This is a genomic window from Luteibacter sp. UNCMF366Tsu5.1 (assembly GCF_900119235.1).
Taxonomy (GTDB): domain Bacteria; phylum Pseudomonadota; class Gammaproteobacteria; order Xanthomonadales; family Rhodanobacteraceae; genus Luteibacter; species Luteibacter flocculans.
This window is the reverse complement of record NZ_FPIS01000010.1, coordinates 1-3450: the sequence shown is the minus strand read 5'-3', so window position 1 is coordinate 3450 and position 3450 is coordinate 1. Positions and strand designations below refer to the sequence as shown.

At 66.9% G+C, this 3450-nt stretch carries 2 protein-coding genes; both read right to left on the bottom strand.

Features of this window, described 5'->3' with window-relative positions; all coding sequences use genetic code 11:
* A partial coding sequence (locus BT115_RS18180; protein ID WP_143144638.1) for a type I polyketide synthase occupies positions 1-2198 on the bottom strand: 2198 nt, incomplete at its 3' end.
* A 4-nt stretch (positions 2199-2202) separates the two neighbouring features.
* A partial coding sequence (locus BT115_RS18175) for a polyketide synthase dehydratase domain-containing protein (protein ID WP_143144637.1) occupies positions 2203-3450 on the bottom strand: 1248 nt, incomplete at its 5' end.

Genomic DNA, 3450 nt, shown 5'->3' with positions numbered 1-3450 from the left:
ACGTCGCCGCCCGCCGACAGCGCCGCGCGCGTATAACCCGCATCCTCGATCGCCATCCAGGCGTGCTGCAGGAACAGACGTTCCTGCGGGTCGATCTGACGCGCCTCGCGTGGAGCGATGTTGAAGAACTGCGGATCGAATTCGTCCACGCCTTCGATGAAGCCGCCCCAGCGGCTGTAATGTCGACCTGTGGCCGTACGGCCCTCGCTGTAATACTCCCGCCAGTCCCAACGATCCGCCGGCACCTCGACGACGCAATCCACGCCATCGCGCAGGTTGGCCCAGAAGGTTTCGAGATCGCGCGCACCCGGGTAGCGACCACTCAGACCCACGATGGCGATGGGCTCGAAGCGAGATGGCGCAGCGCCCACGGCGGCCGGTGCGGCAACCGGAGCAGCCGTCCGCACCGGCCGTGCCGGCACGATCGGTGCGGCGGCACGCGAACGCGTCTGTCGCCCCGCAGAAACCAGCGCCTGCAAACGTGCCGGATACGATGCGACGAGATAATGCGCAAGGTCGTCGATGGACCGGTATTCGAAGAGCAGCGTCTTCGACTGCGGCCCAAACTCCTTCTCGATCTCGGCGGTCAGGCGCATGGCAACGATCGAATCGATGCCGAACCGATCGAGCGGCGTGTCCCAGCCAAGGCGCGTCGCCTCGATCTTCAGCACGGAGGCGAACACACGTCGCAGCACGTCCCGCGCCTTGTCGAGCCATTGTGCCGGATCGCCTTCCGCATCCTGGCGCGTGCCATCCGCGCTGCGCGCTGCGGTCGCAGTGCCATCGGTCAATCCGGCAGCAGCGCCGTCGCCTGCAAGCACCATGCAGCGTGGTGACGGCGACGCGAGGGCGATGCGGAACGCATGCAAGCCGTCTTCCGTCGAAAGCGGATCGCCGGTGAGTGCAGCGATGGCCGGATCGTGCGCTTCCGGCAGACGCATGCCGCCCTCGGCCCACAATGGCCATGCGATCGACACCGTACGACCACGGCGATTGCCAAGCGCGACCTGCTTCTGCCGCCAGGTCGCGAATTCATCCAGAAATCCGTTGGCGGCGGCGTAGTCGGCTTGACCGACATTCCCAAAGACCGAGGCCACTGACGAAAACAACGCGAAGAAATCCAGATCGAGGTCGCGGGTGGCGCGGTCCAGCAACCAGGTACCGCGCACCTTTGGCGCGAGTACATTGGCAAGTTCGTCCGCACTCTTCTTGAGAATGAAGCTGTCGGCCGTCATGCCGGCCGCATGCAAGATGCCGTGCAGCCGGTGGCCGTCACGCGTTTGCGTGTCGATCAGGCGTTGCACCTGCGCTGCATCGTCCAGGTCGAGCGAGACGTAGCTCACGCGTTGGCCGCCGATGGCCTGCAGCGCCGCCAGGCGGGGCTCGCTGTCGCCCGAACTCGCCTGGCGACCCGTGAGGATGACCCGCGCATGCTGCGTGTTTGAAAGAATGTCCCGCGCGAACAGACGCCCCAGTCCGCCGAGGCCACCCGTGATGAGGTAACTGCCGTGCTCGCGATAGGGAAAGGGTGCGACGGAGATCGAGGCCGGGGCCGGGCGCCAACGCAGTCCCATCGGCTGCGTTCCGCGCTCGAAACGCATAACCGCCTCGTCACCGTGAGCCTGGGCCTGCTCAAGCTGCTGTGCGATGGCCGCGGCGGTGGCGTCGCCGCGAACGAACACGACCTGCCCCTTGAAACGTGGGTTTTCCCGCGTCGCCGTGCGCAACAGACCCGCCACGCCGGCTTGCAGGGCTTCCGTATCGCCTTCGGACACCACGACCTGGAACAACACGTCGCCGGAGGGACGCGAGGCGAGCATCGCCTGCACGCGCTGCAGGCATTCGGCGGCCAGCGCCGCATAGCGCGCGGGCGGATCGCCTGCCGATGGGAGTTCCAGCGTCTCGACCTGACCGGCCGGCAGAAGCGTCGTCAATGCTGTCGACGAACCGATGTCCAACAGCAGGACGCGACGCTCGGTCCAACGCCGGCTTACCAGCGCACCGCGCGAGCTGGCGCTCCACATCGGCGAGGCCACCACCAACGGTGTGCGGATGGCAGCGGGCGCACGCCTTAGCGCCACGATTCTATCCAGCGCCTCGGCGCGGCTGATCCGGCCGGCAGCGAGGTCGGCATAGATCGGCGCCAGTGCCTGGCGGCTCAGCGACGTCGTAGGAAAACTTCCATTGCGATCTTGCATGCGATTATCCAAGGTCGAGCGCTTCGTCGACCGACATGTCGCGGTTCGCGACGGCGTCGATCAATTGCCGGTAGAACATGAGGTCGTCCACGGCTTCGGGCGTGGCGTCCGGAACGGGCGTGGCGGATTCGGCGACGCCTCGGGATGCGTCGGCGCGTTCCGCACCAAGCAGGCGCAAGACGAAGCCGCGCAGCTCGACGCTCACCAGGCCGTCGTCGTCGCAGAGGTCGATATCCACCACCCACTGCCCGTGCTCGGGGGCGTGTCCCCGCGCTGCACGCATCCACACATGGACTGTCTCGCCGCATGCCGCGTGCACGCGCACGCTTGCCAGCGCCGAAGGTACCGGTGGCTGTGTCGGTAGTGGACCATCGGCGAGCATGAGGGCGGCCACGACCTGTACCGCGCCATCCAGCAGCGAGGGGTGCATCAGGCAGCGCTCGTCGAGCGACAGGTCGGCGGGAAGGTGCAGCGTTGCCAGCGCTTGGCGATCACCGTGCTGCACCTCGGTCACGGCGCGATGCGCGGGACCGTAGTGCAAACCCATGGCGGTCAAAGCGCCATACAGCGTCGACGCATCGACATGCTCCGCCATGCTGCGCGCGACGTGGGCAAGATCGAGCCGTGCGGGAGGCAGGGCCTGCACCACCTGCCCGCTCACGCGGCAGAGCGACACGCCCTCTTCATCCTCGATGGCGATATCGAGCATGCCGCCTTCGGCCATCGTCACATCCACCACGGCGTCGCGCGGCGCAGCGACTACGAAGGGTGCGAGCCAGACAAGCTGCGACAGCGCCACCGGCTGTTCGAGCGCCGCTCCCGAGGCAAGGCAAATGGCAGCACGCGCCATCTCGAGCGAAGCGACGCCAGGCAGCACGCGCTGCACGCCGCTGTCGCCGATACGCACGCGGTGGTCGGCCAGGAAAGACTCGCCGCCATCGAAACGCGAGCGATAGGCCTGCATACCAATGAGCGATACGTTGCGATGGATCAGCGGATGCAGATGCGCATGCGCCTGTGTGGATGGAAGCGTCGCCGGCTCTTCTTCCGGCGCATCGTGCCAATAGCGCTCCTTGGCGAACGGGTACAACGGCACATCGACACGGCGAGGCGTGCGCTCGCGATGCAGTTGCGCCCAGTCGTGGTCCAGACCGCGCACCCACCATTCGCCCAGCTTCTCCAGACGCCCCTCGCGCAACCAGCCGTCCGCCGTGCGCCGCAAGTCCTCGTCACCAGCAAACATCGCCACCGC